This window comes from Sediminispirochaeta smaragdinae DSM 11293, assembly GCF_000143985.1.
Taxonomy (GTDB): domain Bacteria; phylum Spirochaetota; class Spirochaetia; order DSM-16054; family Sediminispirochaetaceae; genus Sediminispirochaeta; species Sediminispirochaeta smaragdinae.
On the sequence record NC_014364.1, the window covers coordinates 3,579,799 to 3,602,237 of the forward strand.

At 52.7% G+C, this 22,439-nt stretch carries 21 protein-coding genes; 2 read left to right on the plus strand and 19 right to left on the minus strand.

Annotated elements, in window-relative coordinates; genetic code table 11:
• Positions 1-82: 82 nt before the first annotated feature.
• The 17 genes from SPIRS_RS16800 to SPIRS_RS16880 form a co-directional block, all read right to left on the minus strand.
• Complete coding sequence (locus tag SPIRS_RS16800) at positions 83-2,191, minus strand: ADP-ribosylglycohydrolase family protein (protein ID WP_049784686.1); 2,109 nt, start codon at positions 2,189-2,191, stop codon at positions 83-85.
• Positions 2,192-2,227: 36 nt separating this feature from the next.
• Entirely contained in the window at positions 2,228-3,631 is a 1,404-nt protein-coding gene (locus SPIRS_RS16805) for an extracellular solute-binding protein (RefSeq protein ID WP_013255884.1), read from the minus strand.
• Between the two features lie 10 nt (positions 3,632-3,641).
• A complete protein-coding gene (locus tag SPIRS_RS16810; protein WP_013255885.1) occupies positions 3,642-4,529 on the minus strand; it encodes a carbohydrate ABC transporter permease in 888 nt (295 codons plus the stop codon).
• Positions 4,523-5,422 carry an ABC transporter permease gene (locus SPIRS_RS16815; RefSeq protein ID WP_013255886.1) on the minus strand — a complete coding sequence of 300 codons (900 nt, stop codon included), beginning with the start codon at positions 5,420-5,422 and terminating at the stop codon, positions 4,523-4,525. Before SPIRS_RS16815 ends, SPIRS_RS16810 begins: the two co-directional genes overlap by 7 nt.
• Positions 5,422-6,153, minus strand: a complete 732-nt coding sequence (locus tag SPIRS_RS16820; protein ID WP_013255887.1) for a citrate/2-methylcitrate synthase — start codon at positions 6,151-6,153, stop codon at positions 5,422-5,424. The genes SPIRS_RS16815 and SPIRS_RS16820 overlap by 1 nt, the downstream gene beginning before the upstream one ends.
• The gene (locus SPIRS_RS16825; protein ID WP_013255888.1) at positions 6,146-6,802 is read right to left on the minus strand and encodes an acetate--CoA ligase family protein; all 657 of its coding nucleotides are present in this window, start codon (positions 6,800-6,802) and stop codon (positions 6,146-6,148) included. The genes SPIRS_RS16820 and SPIRS_RS16825 overlap by 8 nt, the downstream gene beginning before the upstream one ends.
• Complete coding sequence (locus SPIRS_RS16830) at positions 6,799-8,202, minus strand: acetate--CoA ligase family protein (RefSeq protein WP_013255889.1); 1,404 nt, start codon at positions 8,200-8,202, stop codon at positions 6,799-6,801. The genes SPIRS_RS16825 and SPIRS_RS16830 overlap by 4 nt, the downstream gene beginning before the upstream one ends.
• The gene (locus SPIRS_RS16835) at positions 8,199-9,200 is read right to left on the minus strand and encodes an ADP-ribosylglycohydrolase family protein (protein WP_013255890.1); all 1,002 of its coding nucleotides are present in this window, start codon (positions 9,198-9,200) and stop codon (positions 8,199-8,201) included. Before SPIRS_RS16835 ends, SPIRS_RS16830 begins: the two co-directional genes overlap by 4 nt.
• Before the next feature lie 4 nt (positions 9,201-9,204).
• The gene (locus SPIRS_RS16840; protein WP_013255891.1) at positions 9,205-10,215 is read right to left on the minus strand and encodes a LacI family DNA-binding transcriptional regulator; all 1,011 of its coding nucleotides are present in this window, start codon (positions 10,213-10,215) and stop codon (positions 9,205-9,207) included.
• A gap of 216 nt (positions 10,216-10,431) precedes the next feature.
• Entirely contained in the window at positions 10,432-11,568 is a 1,137-nt protein-coding gene (locus SPIRS_RS16845; protein ID WP_013255892.1) for an aldo/keto reductase, read from the minus strand.
• Between the two features lie 86 nt (positions 11,569-11,654).
• A complete protein-coding gene (locus SPIRS_RS16850; protein WP_013255893.1) occupies positions 11,655-12,620 on the minus strand; it encodes an aldo/keto reductase in 966 nt (321 codons plus the stop codon).
• A 165-nt stretch (positions 12,621-12,785) separates the two neighbouring features.
• Complete coding sequence (locus tag SPIRS_RS16855) at positions 12,786-13,187, minus strand: MerR family transcriptional regulator (protein ID WP_013255894.1); 402 nt, start codon at positions 13,185-13,187, stop codon at positions 12,786-12,788.
• Between the two features lie 135 nt (positions 13,188-13,322).
• Positions 13,323-13,625, minus strand: coding sequence for a flavodoxin family protein (locus SPIRS_RS21885; RefSeq protein ID WP_171814780.1), 303 nt, complete (start codon positions 13,623-13,625; stop codon positions 13,323-13,325).
• Between the two features lie 111 nt (positions 13,626-13,736).
• Positions 13,737-14,447 (minus strand): hypothetical protein, encoded by a 711-nt coding sequence (locus tag SPIRS_RS16865; RefSeq protein ID WP_013255895.1) that lies wholly within the window; start codon positions 14,445-14,447, stop codon positions 13,737-13,739.
• A 44-nt stretch (positions 14,448-14,491) separates the two neighbouring features.
• Positions 14,492-15,076 (minus strand): TetR/AcrR family transcriptional regulator, encoded by a 585-nt coding sequence (locus tag SPIRS_RS16870; RefSeq protein ID WP_013255896.1) that lies wholly within the window; start codon positions 15,074-15,076, stop codon positions 14,492-14,494.
• 42 nt (positions 15,077-15,118) lie between these two features.
• On the minus strand, positions 15,119-17,713 hold the full coding sequence (locus SPIRS_RS16875) for a hybrid sensor histidine kinase/response regulator (RefSeq protein ID WP_013255897.1): 2,595 nt from the start codon (positions 17,711-17,713) through the stop codon (positions 15,119-15,121).
• A 123-nt stretch (positions 17,714-17,836) separates the two neighbouring features.
• Positions 17,837-18,043, minus strand: a complete 207-nt coding sequence (locus tag SPIRS_RS16880) for a hypothetical protein (RefSeq protein ID WP_041866116.1) — start codon at positions 18,041-18,043, stop codon at positions 17,837-17,839.
• 139 nt (positions 18,044-18,182) lie between these two features.
• On the opposite strand from SPIRS_RS16880, the gene SPIRS_RS16885 reads away from it, so the two are divergent.
• A complete protein-coding gene (locus SPIRS_RS16885; protein ID WP_013255898.1) occupies positions 18,183-19,181 on the plus strand; it encodes an NYN domain-containing protein in 999 nt (332 codons plus the stop codon).
• Here the strand turns inward: SPIRS_RS16885 and SPIRS_RS16890 are convergent.
• Entirely contained in the window at positions 19,162-21,003 is a 1,842-nt protein-coding gene (locus tag SPIRS_RS16890; protein ID WP_013255899.1) for an HD domain-containing phosphohydrolase, read from the minus strand. The two genes, SPIRS_RS16885 and SPIRS_RS16890, sit on opposite strands and share 20 nt — an antisense overlap.
• A gap of 99 nt (positions 21,004-21,102) precedes the next feature.
• On the opposite strand from SPIRS_RS16890, the gene SPIRS_RS16895 reads away from it, so the two are divergent.
• Complete coding sequence (locus tag SPIRS_RS16895) at positions 21,103-21,663, plus strand: GNAT family N-acetyltransferase (RefSeq protein ID WP_245537609.1); 561 nt, start codon at positions 21,103-21,105, stop codon at positions 21,661-21,663.
• On the opposite strand, the gene SPIRS_RS16900 is transcribed toward SPIRS_RS16895, so the two are convergent.
• Positions 21,605-22,408, minus strand: a complete 804-nt coding sequence (locus SPIRS_RS16900; protein ID WP_013255901.1) for an ABC transporter ATP-binding protein — start codon at positions 22,406-22,408, stop codon at positions 21,605-21,607. The two genes, SPIRS_RS16895 and SPIRS_RS16900, sit on opposite strands and share 59 nt — an antisense overlap.
• Positions 22,409-22,439: the final 31 nt, after the last annotated feature.

Below are 22,439 nucleotides of genomic sequence, written 5' to 3' on the forward strand. Positions count from 1 at the left end.
AGAACAGGGATGGCTGTCGGCATGGCCGGCAGCCATCTTGTTTCCGGAATAATACCCTCAAGACCCTCCGAAACAAACTTTCCTATAGCTCTTCTCCTACCAGGGAGCCAAACAGGGTTCGGGACGCTGAAAGTTGAGCCAGCCCGTACATACCGTAGAAATAGGGATGGGGGTCCCGATATTCAAGAACCATTCTCCCCTCCACAGCAAAGGTGATCACGTCCCCCCGCGCCGAGGCCCCGACCTCATAGCACCTGCCGTGACGCCAGGGGAAGGTAACACTCGCGCACTCTTCCAGGCCGTTGTCGTTTTTTACAAGGCGGACCCGGTCCTTCCCGTCGAAGCCGACGAAATAACCGTGGCGCCGTCCCTTCGCCCGGAGGATCAGCATGTGACTTTCACCGTGCTCCGGTGTGATGGTCGTCCGGAGCATGAGATCACGGGTATAAAAGTTTCCGGTATAGAGTTCGTTTCTCTCCGGACAGATGGCCTGAACCTGGTCCCCCTCGAGCATCCATGCCCCGCCGTCATAGGTGGTTTGGGTAATGGTATCAAATTCCACACACTCCTTCGCGAAATCAAGGGTTTGAGTCCCCTTGCCTTCGGTGGAAAAACGGTGAAGCAACAGTTTACCAAAACAGAGCTCCTTTTCGCGGCCCTCGACGGTGATACCGATTTCATCGATGGCCCTGCCGCCGGTATCGGGAATCGTCCAGCAGAGATCTTCGGTCTCCAGAACGCCATCGACTCCCCGCTTCGGAAAAAAGGGCCTGCTTTCCAGATATGACGTGTCGCCGGTCGTCCTCACGTAGAGACTGAGGGCCGGCAGCGCCTCGGAATAGGCCTCCCATCGGAAACGGCAGCACAGGCTCTGGCCGGAATAAACCTGGGGGGTGAAGGCCGGAAGGTAGCGTTCGTCGGAGAAATCTTCCCTGCGATAGAAACTCTTGTAAAAAAGCCGCTTTTTCTGGTACCTGGGCAGCCGGTCAACCAGGGCAGAAAGAACGTATCGCTCACCGTCCCTTCCCGGGGAGAGGGTCAGATAGCGGCTGTCGGAGGAGCGGAATCCGTGAGTAGTGCCGGGAAAAGGAAAGTCGAAGAGCAGCTGCCGCTCCGGTGTCGAGGAGACAAGGGGTTCCGGGGCCCTCTCTCCCGCCATGCGGTAGCCAAGAAGGGCCAGTCGCTTTGCCTCGGTGGGCAGATCCAGGATGTTAAGGCTTCCTGCAATGCTACTGGCGGCATGAAAATCATTTATGGGGCCCCGGTATTTTTCCTCAACCCCGGCAAGGCCGCAGGCGACCCCCATAATCGTCCCTACATTTCCTGCATTGCAGTCGGTATCCCATCCGCACATCGTCGCAATCTCCACCGAACGGGAAAGGGAACCCTTTCCATAGAGCAGGGAGAGGATGCAGACACCGGCATTGGGAATGATATGGCAAACACCGGGATAGCGATCGTAGCCGAAATTCTCCTCGAGAAAGGCACGGCAGGCCCGAAAATCGTCACTGTTTTCGTGATAAAAGTCAATCACCGCCCTGGTGACTCGGGCATATTCGCTTTCCTGCGGAATAAAGGACAGGGCCCTCTCGATGATGGCTTCGGGTTCCTTCAGCGAAAAGGCCGAGGCAATGGCGGATGCGATAAAACGGCCGCCGTAGATGCCGTTCCGGTCGTGGGAGACACTGGCCGCCATCTCTCCATAGCGGGCGGCAGCCTCCGGATTATCGGGGAAAATCAGTCCCCAGGAGTCGATGAAAATTTGACCGCCTATCTGTTCGGCAACAGTGGCGCCATTGCGTTCCAGCGAGCCGGAAGAAGGGGCCGGGATACCATGTTTCAAGTTCAGGTATGCCGTGTGTTCGGTACTGCGGCCGTAGCCCCCCCACCAGTAAAAACCTTTCCCTTCCCGGGTATAGTTAAGCCAGCAGTTACCGATATCTTCGGCAGTAATCTCCCGCTCTGTTCCGTAGTCGTAGAGAGCCCGAATAAAAAAGAGCGGACCGTTCACATCGTCGTCGGCGGCAAAGTTTTTGTAATCCTTTACATAGCCGGAAATATCCCCGTAGGTTTCCAGGATACGCTCATAACTCCACACCGTCGGCTCCACCGGAGCACCAAGGCGAACACCGATGCACTTTCCAAGTAAACCTGCATATACCCGTTCGGGGTAATCGGACTGAATCATCATTTCCCTCTCTATTCACCCTTGCCGGTAAAACGAAGTCTATTGAAGAACCGTCTGGGCATATTCGGTAAGGCGGTCGCCTCCCAAGCGGTACCACTCTTTCACAAAATCGTCGAACCTGTCCATGGGATATTCCCCGCTGATCAGCTTGAAAGCATACTCGCGGTAGAGATTCTGAAGGGCATCCCAACTGGGAGCAAGCTCCTTGGGGATCAGAAAGTTGATGTCTTCTTTGGTATATTCGACCGCAATATCAAGACTCTTTTGCGCGCTCTCGCCAAGCAGGGGTACCGGAGATTTCCAGCCGACGACCTCGTGGTAGCGGGGCCACCATTCGTTAAAACGATCGGTGAGCTTGATCGTACCGTCTTCAACGGTGTAGTGGATTCCTTCAAAGCCGAGACGATCCAGCATTTGGCCGTCATCGCTTGCCATGAACTCGAGAAAGGCCCAGGCCGCTTTCTTGTGCTTGCTTCCAGCCGAGATTGCCCATCCCCGGGACTCCTTGGTAACATCCACGGTAAAGCCTTGATCCACGCCCTTAGCCGGAGGGAGAATCGTCAAACCACTGCCGGCAGCACTTTTCGCCATCTTACTCTCGTAGATATCGACAACCGTACCAGCGGAACTGGCGATCATACCGACCTGCCCTGTATACAGCTTATCTTCCATGGCATCCCACTTGGTGGTGATATATTCGGGATCGAGGATCTCCTCGGCATAGAGCTTGCGATAGAAGGCAAGTTTCGCCTTTTCCTGATCGGTTACCCTGGAATAGACCCAGCGCCCCTCCTGCTTCTTCCAGGTCGAGGTGATACCGAAGGCCCGGTCAAAGACGTAGTCGATACGATCGGTATTCCCGGTATCGGTAAGGCCGATCCCCCCCTGTTCCTTGAAAAAGGAGAGCATGTCGTAGTACTCATCCAGACTCTCAACCTTCCTGCCGTAAGCCTCGTACCAATCGCTGCGCACCATGGGAACCCGTATTCGGGGCGGAGCGAGCCACAAAAGGTAGGGATAGCTTGCGATCCTTTTTTTATTGAAATCCAGCATGGCCTTTTGCATGATCTCTGATTCTGCAATCCAGGGTCGAAGGTCCTCAAGGATTCCCTGATTTGCAATGGCCTGATCGTTTCCCTGAAAATAGATGATGTCGGGAATATCTCCGCTCATGATCATGAGGTTGAGCTTTTCCGCGTAGCTGCCTTCGGGTACCTTCACAAGTTCAATGTCCAGCTTCAACCCCTCTTTCTCGTAGATCGCCTTTTCGATCCGATTGATATGATCGACATTGATCTGTTCCGTCGGGGAGTTATCCTTCCCTACCAGCCGCAGTTTGATCACGCCGTCGGCTGCGACATCCGAGGATTCCTGATTCCCTCCCGCAAAGAGCGGAATCGCAGAGAGCATCGCCACAAGAAGCGAAACACAAATTCGTTTCATATTCATCCTCCTACTCCTTTACACTTCCGCTCATGGTGCCCTTGGTAAAATAACGGAGTATAAAGGGATAGAGCACCAGGACCGGTAAAATCGCCAAGATAATCATTCCTGATTTAAGTGCCTTGATATCGATCATCATCGAGGCATCGGAATATTTCAGAAAACTCAGACTGCCGAGAAAGGCCGCTTTATCCAGGCCGACGATTAATTCCCGCAGTACCACCTGAAGAGGCCACTTTGCCTCGCTGTTCAAATAAATGAGAGCACGGAAATACTCATTCCAATGAAATACGCCGTAAAAAAGCCCAATGGTCGCAAGTCCGCCCTTGTTTACCGGCAGGATGATCCGGGAAAAAATCTGCCACTCTCCGGCTCCTTCGAGCCGTGCGGACTCTTCGAGGGAAAGAGGCACCTTTTCAAAAAATCTCATCAGGATAATGAGGTAATAGGGATTAATAGCCTTATAAAGAATGACCGACCAGTAGGAATCGATCAGGCCGAGCCCCTTCACGAGAAAATAGTCGGGGATGAGCCCGCCTTCAAAGATCATGGTGATGATGATCAAGACAAGAAACAATCGCCTGCCGAAAAGATATTTCCGAGTCAGCACATAGGCTGCAATACTGGTAAGAAAGATGTTGATCGCCGTACCGACAAAGGTGATGAAGAGGCTGTTGAAAAGCCCCCGGTATACCTTCTGGTTGGTCAAAAGCGCCTTGTAGGTGGCTGTGGTAGCATCTCTCGGAAAGAGGGTAAGGCCGTTCGCACGGGCTATGGCGGCGGGACCGGTAAAACTGATGGCCAAAAGGTTGATAAGTGGGTAAACCATAACCAAAGCGAGAAGCATCATCAAAAGAGCATTGAAGAAGCGAAAGGGGCTAAGCCTGGTTTCTACCATAAGCCCTCCCCTGTCAGTTTTTTACTGGTCCGGTGGGTTCCGTATATCAAGGCAAGACCGATGACGCCCTTGAACAAGCCGGCTGCGGTTCCCAGGGAAAACTCCCCCTGTATGAGGCCGACGCGGTAGACGTAGGTATCGATGATATCCACCACGCTGATCACCGAATCGTTCATGAGGTTGAAGACCTGGTCGAAGCCGGCATTCATAAAGAAACCAAGGTTCAGGATAAAGACGGTGATCATGGTGGGGAAAATTGCCGGCAAGGTTATCTTGGTCATCTTCTGGAACCTGCCACAGCCGTCGATGGCCGCAGCATCGTAAAGCTCCTCGGGGATCTCCAGGATGGCGGCAACATAGAGGATCGAGTCCCAGCCGACACTTCTCCACATCTCGGAAAAAACAAGGACCCAGCGAATATGACGGTGACTCGTCAGAAAGGCGACAGGGGCCACACCGAATCGTTCGAGCAGCTGGTTTACCAGGCCGTCCTTGAGGGAAAGCATGGAGATAAAGATTCCGGCGATGACAACCCAGGAGAGAAAGTGGGGAAGGTAGACCAGAGACTGGACGATCTTCCGAAAGCGTCCGTTGCGGATCTCCAACAGCAGCAAGGCCAGGATGATGGGAGCGGGGAAATTGAAGATCAATTTCATGAAACTGATGATCACCGTATTGAGGAACACTCGGCCGAATACCGGAGAGCTGAAGAGTATGCGAAAATTTTCAAGCCTCACCCAACGATTTGCGCCAAAGAAGTTGAACTCCTGAAAGGCAAGCCGGGCTCCCCAGATGGGGATATAGTGGAATATGATGAAATAGAGTGCTGGGAGCAGAAACATAAGATAGAGCATCCTGTCCCGGCGAATTCGTTTTCCGACACTCAGGGCCATCACCTGCCTCCCTGGAGTTCCGAGATAAATTGGAGGGGGCGTCTTGATGAAAAATCCTCGAGGGCATGGGCGCAGAGCCCGGCACTTCGGGCGACGATAAAGAGAGCTTCACACATCGAAGGCTCCCAGCCGAGATCTGCAAGGATCGCACCATGGGCACCGTCGATGTTAAGTACCAGGGTTTTGCCGACAAGCTCGGGCAGGAGCCTCTCTACCTCCTGCAATAGTCCGCAGCAGCGCCCGGCAAGCCCCAGCTCAGCGGCCAGCTGCAAAAGGAGCGTGGCGCGGGGATCTTTCTCCCTGTAGATGCGGTGACCAAAACCCGGGATACGCTTCTCGGATTCCAGACGCCGGCGAAGCAGCTCCCGGAGGTCTTTCTCTTTCCCCGCTTCCAGCAGCATGGCAGCGCACTGCCTGGCCGCTCCGCCGTGAACATCACCCACGGCAAGAAGCCCTGCGGCGACCGAAGCCCCCAAAGAGGCCCGGGCAGAGGCGGCGGAGATAGTGATACAGGCCGAAGGGGCCTTCTCACCATGATCGGCAGCACTCACAAGAAGTGCATCTATCATCCTGGCCTGGGTTTCGCTGGGACGTTTTCCCGTAATCAATAAACCAAGGCTTCGGGCAAAGCCGAACGGGCCGATAAGGTCATCCATCATGGTCCCGCGGTATCGAATTCCCTCATCGCCGATCTGGGTGATATCGGGAATATCGCTCTTGTATTCACTCATTCTCCGAACCTCCTTCGATAAGCGATATACGAAGGTCGACCATAGAAAGCCCCCTGTCGTGCACAATCACAGGGTTAAAGTCCACGGAGCTGATATGCTTCGGCAGGGAAAGGGCAAGTTCCCCCAATTTCATGAGGGTTCCTACCAAGGCCTCGATATCAAGAGGCTTGCCTCCACGATACCCATTCAAAAGCGGAAGGCTTTTCATCTCCCTCAGACCCCTGTGCACATCAAGCTCCCGAAAAGGGGGCCGAAGCATACGACTGTCGTCAAGGAGGTCGACAAGGATTCCCCCTGGTCCGAAAAGTACCACGGGCCCGAAAAGGGGATCACGAATAATACCGGCGATCATTTCCAAGCCCCTGTCCGCCATGCTCTGAACCAGGAAGGTTTCGAGGCCCTTTATATCCGCCATCTTGAGACAGGCCTTACGAACCGCATCGGCCCCGGCCAGATTGAGATGGACCAGGCCGTGGTCGCTTTTGTGGGTCATGAGGGGAGAGATGGCCTTTACCGCCACTGGAAAGCCGATGGCCTGCGCAGCCTTCGCCGCCTCATCCGGCCCGCTTGCCGATATCGTGGAAATAAAGGGAAGAGACCAGGAAGAAAGGAGTCGTTCGCTGCTTTTCCAGTCAAGTATGTTGTTCATGCACAATTCTCCCTGTCTTTGTGCATCTGCGACCAACGAAGGAGGGCAGCAAGGGCAGTGACCGCTGGTTGGGGATCATGGAAAAGGGGGATGCCCGAGTCCTTCAGCATGGAAAAAGCCTGCGAAGCGTCTGGACCGCCGTCCCCCTCGCCGATCCAGACAACGACGATGGGAAGCTTCATTTGCTTTCTTACCGCAAGAATTCCCCGGACCGTCTGGACCTCTACCTCCCGGTTGGGATTCTTTGCAAAAAGAAGCATGAGCAAATCCCAGCTCCCGCCTTCTCCCATGGCGGTGATAAGCGAAGCGATTTTCTCACCCCGCATGGCATCTCCCCTGGCATCCAGGGGATTAAGAAGCCGGGCGTAGTCGGGAATACCCTCTATCCGGCGCAGCCGCAGCTCCAGGGATTCAGGAATGGGAGGCAGGGAAAAACAATCATAGCGGGAAAACAGGTCCGCGGTGAGACTGGCGGCTCCCCCCGACTGGCTGATGACACCGATCCGTCCACCGGCAGGCGGGCCGATGGTATCCGCAAGAAGGGCCACATCCAACATCTGCGCAGGAGAATCGACCAAGATCGCTCCGTATTGCCTGAAAACCGCTTCGAAGACCCGCCCGGAAGAGGCAAGGGATGCGGTATGGGTGGCGGCAATCCTGCTGCCGAGCTCACTTCTTCCCGATTTTACCGCAACCAGGGGTATCCTCTTCCGTCCAGCCTTTTGCAGGAGGCGAACAAAGGAATCACCAGAGCCGACCCCTTCGATAAAGGCGGTCAGTACCGTGGTTTCAGGATCGTCCAGGTAATAGTCCATCACCTCCTCCATGCAGACATCTACCTGGTTACCAAGACTGGCCAGATAGCGCAGGCCGATTCCCCGTCCGGCGAAACTGCCGAAGAGCGCCATCATCAGCGCCCCGCTGGAGGATACAAAACTCACCCCACCCCTGCGCGGTTTAGCAAAGAGCCGGGTCATGAAAAAGCTGTTTTTGACATCGGCAAGGCCCGCACAGTTGGGCCCTATGATGCGAATCCGGGAGGAAAGCTCCTTCAGCCGCCTTTGAAGGGAGCGGCCGTAATCGTCGGCCTCGGCGAAGCCTGCCGATATGATGACCACAGCCTTCACACCGCAGGCGATGCACTCTTCCACCACAGGGATTACCCGCTGACGTGCGACGGTAACAAGGGCAAGTTCCGGCACCTCGGGCAGGGCCGAAACCGAGGGGTATGCAGGAACGGAAAAGATTTCGCTCCTGGATGGATGAACGGGGTAAAGCCTGCCCTTCCATTCGAGCAGATTCTGAAAGATTTCCGCGGGATAGGTTCCCCGCTCGCTGGCTCCCACATGGGCGAGGGAAGCGGGCGAAAACAGAGGGGATAGGGATCTGTCCACACTCATCTTCCGGATGCCTCCCGGGAAATTGCAAGATCCACAAGTTCTTCGGCAAGGCTCAGGGCATCTTCGTCTTCGACAAAGCCAAGGCAAACCCCGTCGGCCCGGCGGACCTGCTCCACCCAGGTTTCGGGAAAGACTTCCACCCCATGGGAGGCTCCCACCAGTGCACAAACCACCGCAGCAATGGTATCGGCATCTCTGCCGAAGTTTGCAGCCCAGAAAAGGGCACGGCGCATATCTTTCCCGGCCATATAATAGATGGCAAGGGCCTGAGGAATGGCCTCCGCACTGGATGCATGCTCGGCAGCCCAAAATTCGGTATGAAGCTCTTCCCAGATATCAAGCATCTCCCCTGCACTGCGGCACAGGTTCAATGCACGGTCGAGGGAACGCCCCAGCCAGCTGTCATCGGGAACCATCTTCCGTGCCGTCTCGACAACCTCCACGGGATCCATGCCGACCATGGCCCCGGCGATGGCTGCGGCAACGGCCTTTGCCGCCCAGATACCGTCGCGATGATGGCTAACGCAGGCATCGATCTCTGCGAGGCGGCCGGCCTCCTGCACATCGCCGGCTGCAAAGATTCCGATGGGAGCCATGCGCATGGCAGCGCCGTCGTCATCGTTCATGGTGTTGTCGATTCCCGACAGAGGGGGGTGAATTCCGCGCTCGATGTTACGGACGGCACCGTAAAGAGGCCTGCCGCCCCGTTTTTTCATGCCACCCCGGTCGACGATGTTACGCTTCCAGGAGTTCCAAACCGCATCGGGAGTGATATCTCCGCCGCAATCTATGAGGGTACGGGCGGTGAGAAAACCGAATTCGGTATCGTCGGTACTCTTTGCTCCTGGGTAGAGGGAGACGATCATCCCGTACTGCTTTCGATATTCCTGATCCCGGCCGATATCACCGACGGCATCCCCGACAGCCAATCCGATCAGGGCTCCCTTGGCCCTGGAAAGATAGAGCTGCCTGTCTGCGAGTAGTTCTTTTCGATTCATAATGCTAAGCCTCTCTTTGCCTTGTTGTTTCACGTATGATCAGCTGAGCAGGAAGAAGGGTGACGGGATCGACCTGCACGCCGGCGAGCATTTTTAAAACTATTTCCGCCGCCATCCTCCCGATCTCGAGCTTCGGCTTTCCAATGGTGGTCAAGGCCGGGCTGATCATCGTCGCCGATGGAATATCGTCGATACCGATGACGGATATATCGCGGGGAACCGAGATTCCGTTACGCCGCGCCTCCTGGAGGAATCCCACGGCAACCAGATCGTTTCCCGCTATCATGGCGCTCGGTCGCTTGTCCATGGTCGAAAGGGTTCGAGCGATCTCAGCCCCGCTTTCCCTGACAAGGGGGACGGTGAAAATTCGATCTTCCCGGTCCTCAAGTCCCTTCCCGTTCAAAAAGGCCCGAAAGGCCTTTAAGCGGCTGCTGCCGTAGCCCTCGCTATCCGGGCGATCATGATGAACAAGGGCGATGTCCCGGTGCCCAAGGCGATACAGATACTCCAGCGCCTCGGTTACAGCCCCAAAGGTGTCGGTTCCCACCACGGGAAAGCCACCTCTCCCTTTTCGTTCACCGAGAAGAACCACAGGACACCTCACCCCTGAGAGTTCGCTCATATCGATGTCCGGTGCGTTGATTAAAACCGCATCAACCCTGTTCATCCGTGCAAGCTGGATATAGCGTCGTTCGCGGTCGGCCTCCCAATCGCTGTTGGCCATGACGACACTGTATCCCTCGCTGTCGAAGCGATCCTGCACGCCCCGGGCAACCTCAGCCCAAAAGCTGTTGGTGATATCCGGAATAATCAGGAGAATAGTTTTCGACCTATTGGTCCTCATACTGGAAGCAAGGGTGTTCCGGACATATCCCAGACGCCGAACCGCCTCTTCCACTCGTTCTACCGCATCGGAACTGACGCCATAGCTGTTGCCGGAAAGAACCCGGCTAACAGTACTTTTCGAAAGCCTTGCCGCCCTTGCAACATCAAGAATTGTTACATCCTGTGACATGATATCTCCATCGGGAACGTTCCCTAAAAGGGAAAAGAAAATAGAAACGCTCTTGGGAACGTTCCCGAAAATAGTATAGCATGGAATCATCTGTACGGCAAACAAAACATGATCATGTATGCGCAGAAAAAAGCGAAAGGAAAACACCCCGAGCAGTATCGGATCGATACCGGCCCAAGGGTGCTTTGTTCATTCATAACACAGAAAAGAGAGTGATCAGGCCCGGGAAGGCTCCTCCTCGAAATTCGAGGCAACCTCCTTCAGCACGTTTATAATGGGAATGTGCTGGGGGCAGCTTTCCTCACAATTTCCGCAGGCAATACAGTCAGAAGCCTTTCCAAAGGTCTGCGCGTAATTTCCGTAATATACCCGCTGAATGGAAGAGCCCTTCGTTCCCGCCCGCTTTTCCTCATTAAGGAGGGCAAAATACTCCGGTATCGCAATATTCTGCGGACAGCCATCCACACAATAACGGCAGGCGGTGCAGGGAACCGCAAGTGATGCATTGATCAGATCGACCGCACCTTCTATAACCTTCCGTTCTTCCGGCGAGATCTCCCTGAAGGCCTCCATGTATGCGGTATTGTCGAGCAGTTGCTCCATACTCGACATGCCGCTTAGCACCATGAATACGCCATCCAGACTGGCAGCAAACCGGATGGCCCATGATGGTATCGACATGACGGGATTGGCCCCCTTGAAAAGCGATGCAACATTGCCGGGAACCTTTGCCAGAGTTCCTCCCTTGACAGGCTCCATCACAACGACCTTTTTGTTATGTTTGCGTGCAACCTCATAACATTTTCGGGACTGGATGCTCTCGCTCTCCCAGTCTACATAATTAATCTGCAACTGTACGAAATCCACCTCGGGATGATCCGTGAGAATTTTATCAAGCAATTCGGCCCGGTCATGGAAAGAAAAGCCGACCTCCCCGATTTTTCCCTTCGCCTGCATCCTCTTGACAAACGAAAAGCTGTCGAATTTCTTTGCTATCTCGTAATGAGAGATCGTGAGGTTATGCAAAAGATAATAATCAAAATAATCAACACCACATTTCTCGAGTTGCTCGTTGAAGATACGCTCCTGATCTCCCTCTTCTTTCAAAAGCATGGTCGGCAATTTTGTTGCAACGGTAAAAGAGGTTCTTGGATGCCGTTTTACAAGCGCCTCGCGTAATGCCACCTCGCTTTTGAACATATGATACATATAGGCGGTATCAAAATAGGTGAAACCTTTCTCCAGAAAGGCGTCCACCATCCGTTTTACCGTTTCCATATCGATGTCGGCCTCATTGCCCTGATCCTGCACCGGCAGGCGCATGAAGCCGAACCCCAGTTTTTTCTGTTCCATGTAGGTACTCCTCTTTTTCGTTCCAGACAAGAGCAGGAAAGCTGGTCTTCCCGCATGCTCTCATCATCAAAACTCGTATCGCTCGATCAATACCGGTCGCCCTGTATGGAGATTCCCGAAAGTTCTTCGCCGATCTCCTTGAGATCATCCTCACGTAATTCGACATTGATCGCCCCGAGATTCTCTTCCAGCCGATCGAGCCTGCGGCTGCCGGGAATCGGTACTATCCAGGGTTTCTGGGCAAGAAGCCAGGCCAGCGCTATCTGTGCCGGTGTGGCATTCCGCTCCTCCCCTATCTTTTTCAGAAGATCAACCATCGCCATATTCGCCCTGATTGCCTCTGATGTGAAACGGGGATTATGGCTGCGAATATCGGAACTATCAAATGTCGAATGCTCATTAATCGTTCCTGTCAGGAAGCCCCGTCCCAGGGGACTGAAGGGAACAAAGCCGATTCCCAGCTCTTCACAGACAGGAAGAACATCCCGTTCCCGCTCTCTCCACCACATCGAGTATTCACTTTGCACGGCAGTAACCGGCTGTACCATATGAGCCCGGCGGATGGTATCCGCATCCGCTTCAGACAACCCGAAATGGCGGACTTTACCCTCCCGAATAAGATCCCGGACCGTTCCGGCCACATCCTCGATCGGAACATCGGGATCGACCCGATGCTGATAGAAGAGATCAATGGCCTCAATGTTGAGACGCTTCAGCGATTCTTCGGCAACGCGCCGGATCCGTTCGGGTCGGCTGTCATACCCCGTCCAGCCGGGGCTGCCGTCGGGATTGAGCCGGAAACCGAATTTTGTCGCAACCACCACCTCATCCCTGAACGGAGCCAGGGCTTCCCCGAGAAGCTCTTCGTTGGTAAAGGGGCCGTACACTTCGGCCGTATCGAAAAAGGTAACGCCACGATCCACGGCCGCATGGATGAGGTCGATCATATCGTGTTTTGTTCCGACAGGCTTATCGGCGAAGGTCATCCGCATACACCCCAGACCAAGTGACGAAACTTCCAATTTCCCATTTCCAAGGTATCGTTTCTGCATGGCTGTCTCCTCCTGATTTTTCATAGATCCGATCATGCTGGTGATATTTGTTCATACATTGACGAAAAGCGGGATGGTGCCTTTGGCCAATCCTTAGTGAAGCGAGTTCAAAAAATCATGATTTTACCGGCGGCGCTTTGTCTGCGGGATCTCTTCTGCATATCGTCATGCATTCTGGACCTCCTCGCCGAAGCCGCCCATCGAGCGCTCTTTCTTAAGCAAAACTCGCTCATAGCTATCTATTTTCTTCTCTAAGCGTGCCAGAGTCTTTTTTAATTCCTCAATCTTCGAAATGAGAACATCCCGTTGCCCGACAAGAAGGGCCTTGCGTTCGGCACTGGTTTTGTCCCCTTGCTGGCACAAGCTGACGTATTCGATCAATGCCTCAATGGAAAGTCCCGCCCCCCGCATACAGGTTACAAACTCGACCCATCGCTCATCTTCCTTGGTATAATCGCGAATTCCTCCGCGTTTTCTGTTTACAGGAGGAAGCAAACCGATGCGTTCATAGTATCTGAGCGTATCCTGGGAAATGTGATGTTTTTCGCTTATTTCAGAAATCCGCACTTCTCATTGTTCTCCTTGGATTGCATTGCGGCCCGTGGCAATGCATGCCTTTGCACGGACCGCACAGATATGTTCTTCATAAACATAGGGGCTGGAGTTAGCTCCAAGTCAAGTTAAAATCTTTTTTATTTGGGATTATCCTTGGCCAGAAACGAAAACACAGGTTGAGGGTGGGGCAGCAATCACCGCCTTTTTTCCCTTCTGACGCCGCCTGATCGTCACTCCGTCGATGTACTCAAATACGGGAACACAATGGTCAAAAAGCGTTTTCATCGGCCCGCTCATGTTACCCCAGTAGATAGGGGTACCGACAATCAAGATATCGGCAGCCTCTATCCATTCGGCAATAGTGTGGCCGCCGTCCCGGGGAAGAACGCAGATCTTGTCGGGCCGACAGCTAAGGCACCCGACGCAGGGCTTGATTTCTTCCTTATACAAAAACGCTGTACGAAAAGCGTCGGAAGAAAGGGATACTCCGCCCCTCCAGTCCGCACAAAAAAAGCGAAGAGGGCGAAAACAGGACGAGAACAACAATGACGATGGAATACTTCATGGCAAGCGCTCAACTGCTGCCGATTCCAATATTCGAAGAGCCGTAGTGAGAGCACTCACATCGGGATAGATTTCACCATTGGAACCGTCGGGACTTCCGTGGCCGATCAGCGTCATGGTCCAGCTGCCGGCCGAGGCAGGGTCGACGAAACACCGGTATACCAGCGACGGCTGCCCGCTGCCCCCCTCGCCGCCACTCCAGTTCTCATCTTCCGGCGAAGCGTCCTTGGGCCAGGAACCATTGAAATCCGTAGAATGGTTGATCTCAAGGTAGAGCCAGAAGCTTCCATCCTTGTCAGTCGGCCTGAGCAGAAGCTCCTGTTCCCTTTTGGGTGTTGCCCCGGTGATTCCGTCCGCCAGGGGTTTTTCCTTGCTTGGTACAAGAAATCCTTCACCGTCGGTGATATTTCGACGGTGAGACCAAACAGGAAGAGCCTCTACTCTTCGATTTCCCCCGTTAAAGATCCACCCCTCGGTGGCAATTTTACGGGTAACAAACAGTGAGCCGAGATAGGTACCTGAAGCATCTTCCATCCAAATCGCATATTGCGGCGGATTTTTGATGAATGTACCGTACTGGTGCAGCCATTCTTCCCCAGGATTAATGGTAAGCCGGTAGTCACCCTGTTGAGCGGTCTCACCCGCACTGCTGCAAGAGACGAGTGCAAAAGCGAGTAGCATAACCGTGATGCAAAGCCAATGTTTCATAACACCTCCATATGTTACCAAATGGTTACATATCGATAAAAAAATTATGTGAAGCTATCCTCGATAATCTGTTCAAGGACAGAGAAGATTCGATTCCACCCTTCTTGGCTCCTCAGATCAACGCCGTTATACACATCGGCCCGATCGGAAAGGAGTACAAGATAAGAAATACCGGTGCTGAGAAGAGCGACAAGGGCTTCGAGATCCGCAGTATGATTATGGGGAAACTGATTCCCAAGCCAACGGGTAAAGGCGAGCCCTTCCTGTTCGATCTTCCGCATCACCTTGATCCCAAGCTCGGTTCTCTCCGCCAAAAGCCAGCGCAAAACCTCACGCTTTACCGGATGCTCCCGAAGATCAGTACTATACTCATGAAAGATGTAACGGGCCGTCTTTTTGGGATCGTCAAGAGGAATGGGACGTTTCATTCCTCCAATCCAATAGCTGTTTTGCAGTGCCCATGCTTCCAACAGCTCATCAAAGCCCCCAAAATAGCGATAGATGAGAACCTTTGATACACCTGCTTCCTTGGCAACTGCATTCACCCCCAATCCGGTAAACCCTTTAGAGAGGAAAAGCCGATCCAAGGCGGTAAGAATTTGCTCTTCCGTCTGCTTTCGATCCTTCACACCTATATGTTACTAAGTGGTAACATGAAAATCAATAGGACATCACCTCTTTTCTCCTTCGATCGTTCCGATTCGTATCATATCGGCCACACGCGATAGCAACTCTTCCGGCGTGTATGGCTTTGCAATAATCGGATGCGACAATATAGCGGTATGACCGCCGCTGGTCAAAAGAATCATAACCTCAGGATTGATCTCCTTCAGTTGTTTCATGGTCTCGAGGCCTGAAATGCCCGGCATAGTGAGATCAAGAATCGTAAGAGCAATGTGATGCCCCATCCGTTGGTGTAAGGCAATCGCCTCTTTGCCGTTTTCTGCCGTCAGAATCCGGTATCCCGCCCGTTCGAGAATCTTGCCGGTTGTAATGCGAACAGGAGCCTCATCATCCACAAGCAGTATCATCTTGCCGGGATAGGCATGGGGAGGAACAATGGGTTCATCGGAAGAGGAAGCTTCCGAGGTATCGATGGGTAGCAGCTGGGCCTCTTCAATTTGGGGAAAAAGGATGGCGAAACGTGTTCCGACGCCAACAGTCGATGTAACATCAATCTTTGCCCCAAGATCCCGGACGATCCGTTGCACCATAGAAAGGCCGAACCCTGTACCGAACCCCTCTTCTTTGGTGGTAAAAAAGGGATCGAACATCTGTTTAATTGTTTCATCGTCCATCCCTACTCCCTGATCCTCAACAACGAGCAAGCAACCCTGTCCTGTTTTTCGTAAGGCAATCAATAGCTTTCCACCCCACTGCGACCGTTCTTGTCGCATAATCGTCATGGCGTGCAAGCCGTTGATGGCAAGATTGAGTAACAGTTGTTCGAGTTCGGAAGGCTCCCCCAAAATCTCCGCATGGTCGGGAAGTTCTTTTCTGATGGTCACACTTGTATCAAAACTATTCCGACACATAAGAAGTACGGCCTCCACCACGGGGACAAGATCGATCCGCTGATGCTCCCTACGGCGGCCACCGGAAATAGAGAGAAGTTGGCGTACGACCTCGGCCCCCCTCCGGGAAAGGGTTTCCATATCGTTTATTCGATCAAGAGCCTCGGCTCTGTCCACGGGCCAGTTTTCAACGACACTTCGAAGGAGGCTAAGGGAACCGTAGAGACCGCCAAGGATATTATTGAAATTGTGTGCCAATCCGCCGGTAAGGGTTCCGATTGCCTTCAGGCGTTGGGCATCGGCAAGTTGTTGGATCAGACGGACCCGCTCATCCTGCATTTGTTGATACTCTGTCACGTCACGAATAATGAAGGAAAGGATATGACCGCTATTGGTTGAAACAAGAAAAGGCTTTACCTGGACGAGACGCACCCCGCCATCGCTCCTCAGGATGGTTACATCGTGCAGGACGCCGAGCCAGGGGGCAGTTCCCTCTCTAAGCACGGAACGAACGGCCTCTTCAAACCCACGCTGCCGATCCTTCTCGCCCGCGGCCATCCTGCCTGCATCTTCCCAAAGGGGTGTTCCCACCATCTCCCGGCGCAATCTTCCCGTTATCAACTCCATACCGCGATTCCAATGGCTGATAAGCCCCTGCTCATCGGTAAGAACAATCCCATCCAGGGCGTTCTGGATAAATCCCTCGAATTTTCTGAGGGTCTCACGCAACTTGCGAAGATGTCGTACATCATGACCGACGCAAAGGTATCCCAGAAGTTCTCCCTCCCGGGAATACATTTGCGATATGTTCATGAGAACGGGAACGGATCGGATCACAATCTCTTCCTGAAACAGGCCGGCTCCTGCCGAAAAACGCTTGCGGACGCGAGAGAAGAAAGAGGCATCCTCAATGACAACGGCAACGGAACGCCCCTTCAGCTCAGCTTCGGAAAGACGAAGTCGGTGGCACAAAAAATCGCTGGCAGTAAAAATATTCCCCTCTATATCCAGAATAAGAAGGAAATCCCGAACTTGGGCGAGGAGCTGGGAAACAGCAAGGCTGGCAGTAATACGGGAAAAACCGTACCGGGTGACGGCCACAGAAAGCCCGACGGCCCAGATAGTATTCCAGTAAATTGCCATAAAGGGAAACTCAATACCAAGAGAGGGGAGCAGTGCATTGGAACAGAGCCCCAACAGAAGGCTAATCGTCATCGACCAGCCGAGGTAGCGGGACTGAATCTTGATTCGGTGGATTCCACTTCTATATCCCCGAAGGAACAATAGGGTAATTGAGGCCCCTACATAAAGCAAAAGATATGCATTATAGAGGTAAAACCAGGCAGATGAGGTATCTATGATGCCCATGAGATACCAGCGGTTCATCTCCAAACCGACGAAGACAAAGCGGTAATAGCCCCAGGCCGTTACACAACCGGGAATATAGAGCAAGAGATAACGCAAAGGGCCCGGAATTTTTCGATCAAATCCATGCACATGGAGGGCGATATGGAGGGCAATTCCAGGGGAAATATGCCAGAGGGGAGAGAAAACCTTATACAGTCTCACAGCGAAGGTATAATCCTCAACCGCAGTGCTGAATGTCGTGTAGAGGGCCCAAAGTGCAAAATCGGCCAGAAGCAGGGCAACAAGTCGATTAAGAAGGGAACTAGGGTTGTGTCGAAGTATCAGATAAGCAAGGTAGGCATAAAAAAAGACAAGAGCAAAGGCTCCATACGACAGAGGTTTCACACATTAATTCCCTTAACTATTTCACGGCCATTGCCAACCGTAAGGGAATTGTACCATGATCCTGTCAGAATTTGATGAGCAATTGTGCGATAAAAACGGCTCTGAGCGAGAATCGACTTTCTCTTACTCTTCAATCTTCTCAATTAAGCCGATTAGATCCGTCACCGGCATCCATGCAACCACATTATTGATCAATGCACCATTGGAAATGAATGCACGATACTCGGTATCATACCAGTAGACTCGGTAGAGTCCCGAATCAAGCTTACAAAAGCACTCCTGGTCCTGGGCGGGAAGCCTATCCTTGATATCGACCATTCTTTTTAGCATAACATCTCCTTTTTGTTTCTTCTTATAATAATAGTGAAAAATCCCCTTCCTTGCAATTGTGCCATGGTGGGAATAAAATTGTTGCATTTTGTTGCTATCAGCTTGTATACTGATGGACGAACATAGAAGGTGAGGAAGTATGAGGAAAAAGGCCGTTGCAATCATATGGGATTTGGAAGATGTTACCCCGAGCATAAGTTCAACCTTTGTGAAGGGGCTCCTTGACTATGTTCACAGTTACGGACGCATTTCCATCGCCCGGGTTTATGGTGATTTTGCAAAAAACCGCTTTGCCCGCGCAGCGGCGGAACTTCATCGGGAATCCTTCGAGATGATTCATATTCCGGATTCGGCAAAAGAGGAGTACCCCGATACGATAACGGGAGGTGTCATCGCTCTTTTGGCGCTCCATCCCCATATTGATCAGCTACTGCTTATCAGCGGCAGAAAGTCCTTTGCCCCGCTTCTCAGGCAACTTCGTACCCTTGATCTCGAAACGATGGTTTTCTGTGATGCACGGAAGGCGGATGAGCAGTTGTTGCTGCTCGCCGATGATTTTGGAGATTTTCGCGACCTCACCATCGTTCCGATGGATGAAGAAGAAAGCAGCAAAGACAGCCGGCCGACCATCAGCATGGACCAATCGATCATCCTGCTTCAGGAGGCCATCTCCTTCATTGCCGAAAGTGGCCAACGACCGACTTCTGATCTGGTAAGGGCCCGGCTGAAATTAATGAATGAAGGCTTTGCCGAAAAAGCGCTGGGATTTGAGTCATGGAACGGTTTCCTTACCGAAGCGCAGAAGCGAAAAGCAATCCATGCACGATTTAAGGATAACGATCTTATCTTGACGACACCTCGTTCCCCCGTCCCTGAAATTATTCTTTCGTTTTTAAAGGCTCTGGAATCATCAAGCAAAATCAGAACAAGCGAGGGCAGAAAGGCAAAGCTACCCGATATAGGAAAGCAATTGAGTCAGTGGGGCCTGGATTATCGAAGCCATGGCTATTCCACGCTGAAAAAGGTAGCCGATGCAGCTGCAAAACGGGGCTTGGTCTTGGTGACACTAGACGAAAGTAACTATTTTCTTGATTTAACGTTGAAGGGGAACGAGCTACTTACCGATCGCGAAGATTAATAAAGAGATCAACAAGCTGCGGCTCAAACATCGTACCGCGTTGAAGCAGAAGGAAAGACTTCGCCGCCTCGGGGCTCATCTCATTACGATAAGGCCTTTTTGCCGTTATGGCATCATATACATCGGCAACACAAATGATCCGTGCGATGCGAGGGATTTCGCCTCCCACCAGTCCGCAAGGATATCCCGATCCATCCCAGTGTTCATGGTGGTATAGGATCCCCTTCACAACATCGGGGAATCCCGGGATGTTATCGCAGATCTCGGCGCCCTTCCGGGGATGCTTTTTGATGATCTCATACTCATCCTCGGTAAGCTTACCCGGCTTGTCAAGAATCGCTTCACTAATTGCCAATTTCCCGATATCGTGCAGCAGGGCCGAAATGGAAAGCTGTTGCAGATCGGATTCGCCGAACTCCAGCTCTTCGCCTATTCGAAGGGAGAGAAGCCTGACCCGTTCGGAATGACCTGCCGTCCAGCTGCTTTTTGCATCGACGGCTGCGGAAAGAGCCTTTAACGAGCCCAAAAGTAACTGCTCCCGTTCTTCTGCATAGAGGATGTTTTGCAGAGCCACGCCCACCTGATCGGTTAGTTTTTTAATGATGCCGATATCTTCATCACCAAAGGTTTCCTTGGAATCGGAAGTAACGAGAAGAGAACCATAATAGGAATCTTCAAGAACGATCGGCATATTGAGAACCCATGAACGTTCCGCCGGCATTTCCCGACGAAGGCGATCACTGATTTCCAGCTCCGAAGAGCGGAAAAGCCGAGGATTCTCGAGACTGGCACGCATCTGGGAAGAAAGGTCCTGATTAGAGGCAAAGGATCGTTCGATCCTTTGGGCGCTGTTGATCCCCTGGCGCTCGACAAGCAAATCAAAACCGTTACCCTTCCTATTTACCAACATCAGGAAAAGTCCGTTTTTCGGATAGAGGGATGAGACAATATCTGCGACATTGCCAAGCAGATGCTCCCTGTTGGCGGAAGAGAGAACGGCCTTATCGATGCGGTTCATGGTTTCCAATACATCGGCCTGGTGCTGAGCCAGGGAAATCTGATGCGAGAGTTCATCCTTCATAAAATCGATGGTCTGACTCAGGCGGGCAATCTCGTCCCGCCCATGAAGGTTTAAGCTGGTTTCCCGGGCTCCGGAAGCAACCTTGCGGGCCTCCTCGCTGAGCCAGTGTATGGGACGAATAATCCTTTTCACAAAAAGTTGACTCAAGAGAAAGGAAAGGAGGAGAAATAGCAGAGAAAAGAAAAGAATTTCTTGCAGAAAAAACGAAACGACCGAAATGAGGCCGGAGTGTATCCCTGAAAAATGGATCACTACCGGATCCGTAAAGGTGGGCGAGCTAACATCGGCGGCAAAAGAGAAGCCGTTTTCTCTGCCCCAAAAGGGAGGATGATCTCTGGAGATCCCTTTCTCAAGGGCACGATCAAGCTGTTGTCCCAGCTTTTCCTTGGGAACTTCGGACGTCAATGGAGGTCCCCCGATTTGTTCCCATCCCAAGCCTTTGAAGCTGAAGAGTCTGACGGACAAGGTGGGCCGAAACGGATCGGGCAAGCCCGCAAGGGGAGATTGAAAAAGATGCAGTGCCGGTCCGCTGGATTGCAGCTCCTGCAACAACTCCTCGATAGACCCAGTCGACTCCACAAGACTGCCGATCTGCCCATGGTAGTAGGAGATAAGCTTATGACTCCATCCCATGGTAAGAACGATAAAGACTATATAAGCGATCAGGAGACCGAAAAATGCAAAGTGTAAGGATAGCTGCAGCCAAAGCGGCGCATTTCCGCAAATTTTGGGCTTTCTCATAGGAGACAAATATACCTCGCCGGAATGAACGGCGACAAGAGCGCATACTTATTTCTCTATCATGGTGCAACAAGCCTGTTTCGTATATGCTTTTTTCATATGGTACGACAACTACATCTTTTACCCGTGCACCCCGACCACTATGCCACCCTCTACGCCTGGCGAAGCGATCGGGACGCTGTAGCCTACAATCCTTTCATGCCCATCGACGAAAAACGCTTCGCCGAACGAATGGCCAACGCAAGCGGCGACCTCTCCTCAATCTACGAATTTCGCGAACTCAAATGGGAGGCATTGATAGACGACGAACCGGCCGCCCTTGTGGGGATTCAGGAGATCAACTCGATGATGAAAACAGCCGAGATCAGCTATCAAGTTGCTCCGGCGATGCGGGGCCGAGGGGTCGGTAAAGCCGCGGTGGCAGCCCTCGTGGAGCTGCTCTTCTCATCCACCGACTTACGAAAACTTTGCGCCATTGTATGTAGCCGGAACCTTCCCTCGATTCACCTGCTGCAGGCCCTCGGCTTCACAAGGGAAGGCTGTCTTCGCAGCCACTTTCTCATCAATGGAAAACCGGAAGACGAGATGTTCTTCGGTATACTCAGGCAGGAGTGGATCGAGATTCGGGAACTGCATATCGAAAGCCCCCACGTTCGATAAGCTCAATGTTCCTGCCGAAAAGCCGGCCGAGGTCGTCGGGCTTCAGGACTTCGGAGGGACTGCCGTCGGCAAAGACCTGCCCCGATTTCAGGAGGATAACCCGCTGGATGCCAGGAGGAATTTCCTCAATGTGATGGGTAATAAGAAGGACACTCTTTCCCTCATCAAGAAAGCCGTCGAGCAGATCAAAGAAGGCAAAGCGGCCGTTCATATCCAGACCGGCGGTCGGTTCGTCCAAAAGCAGGATTTCCGGATTATGAACCATGGAACGGGCCAGCAGCAGCCTCCGCTGTTCCCCGGTCGAGAGCGTCCCGAATCTCCTATCGGCAAGGGACACGGCACCGCTTCGCTCAAGGGCCCGATCCGCAGCATACTGGTCTTCGTCACTGAACTCCTGCGTTCCCCCCGTCGCAATACTTGAATAGAATCCAGAGAGAACGACACTCCGTCCCGTGACCGAAGCCATATAGCGGTGCTGGAGATCGGCACTTACCAGACCAATGCGTTTTCGCAGCTCCCAGGCATTCATCAGTTCGTTGCCGAAGGTCCGCATCACGCTACCCGGCAGGGCCGCAGGATAGATATCCCGAAAGATTAGTTTAACGAGGGTTGATTTACCAGAACCATTGGGGCCGAGAACCGCGGTATGGGTTCCAGCCTCAAGTCGAAGATTTATGCGGTCGAAGACGATTCGCTCTCCCCGGTATACGGTCGCATTCTCAAGTTCAAAAAAGGGTATTGCCACAAACGCCTCCTCGTTAGTATCTCTTTAGTGT